The 896-nt window shown below is 68.2% G+C and carries 1 protein-coding gene; it reads left to right on the forward strand.

What is annotated here, in order from left to right; all coding sequences use genetic code 11:
- Positions 1-290: 290 nt before the first annotated feature.
- Positions 291-896 (forward strand): PP2C family protein-serine/threonine phosphatase (locus J0A65_RS24345; RefSeq protein ID WP_206596838.1); only part of this gene is annotated, 606 nt, incomplete at its 3' end.

An 896-nucleotide genomic window follows, 5' to 3' on the forward strand; every position in this document is an offset into this window, starting at 1 on the left:
GAGGGCCGCGACGATGTCCCCGCTGCTCTGGGCGACCCACACCTCATCGCCTGCCTGGCCGCGCATGGGCGAGCGATGGCTGCGATAGAACTTGTTGAGCAGCGGCTGCAGCTCGGAGGGCAGGCAACGGTAGTGGGGGGTGGACATCGACCGGCACGGGTGAGGACAAGGCCTGCCATTTAACCGCAGATTTTGGTTAACGACTGCGCATTTGCGCCCTGTCGGTTCGTGACAGCTCACCGGCAGCACCGCATCATGAGCGCGCTCGTCCATCGCTCAAGGATTCCCGCGTGTCCCGACCGTTGCCCCCCACCATCGTGTTCGCCGCACAGAGTTCGGTCGGGCGGGTGCGTACGCACAACGAAGATGCGCTGGCCTGTCGGCCTGAACTCGGCCTCTGGGCCGTTGCCGACGGCATGGGCGGGCACGCCAGTGGCGAGGTGGCCAGTGCCAGGGCGCTCGATGGGCTGATCGCCGCCTTGGAGCAGGGGCAGACACTGGAGGCGGCGGTGCAGGCTGCCCACCAGGCCGTACTGGCCGCCGCCGCGTCCAGCGATGGCGCGGCGGACATGGGCAGCACCCTGGTGGCGGTGCGCATGCAGGGCGATGCCTTCGAGCTGGCCTGGATCGGCGACAGCCGCGCCTATCGCATCGCCGCTGACCGCATCGAGCAGCTCAGCCACGATCACAGCTGGGTGCAGGTGATGATCGACGCCGGCCAGCTGAGCGTCGAGGAGGCGCGCGAGCATCCACGGCGCAACCTGATCCTGCAATGCCTCGGCCAGGGGGAGCCGGTGCTCGACGTCGGCCTGCTGCATGGTCACCTGGCGGCCGATGAACTGTTGCTGCTGTGCAGCGATGGCCTGACCTGCGAGCTGGATGACCCGGCCATCCAG

The organism is Bowmanella yangjiangensis, from assembly GCF_017255015.1.
GTDB lineage: Bacteria > Pseudomonadota > Gammaproteobacteria > Enterobacterales > Alteromonadaceae > Bowmanella > Bowmanella yangjiangensis.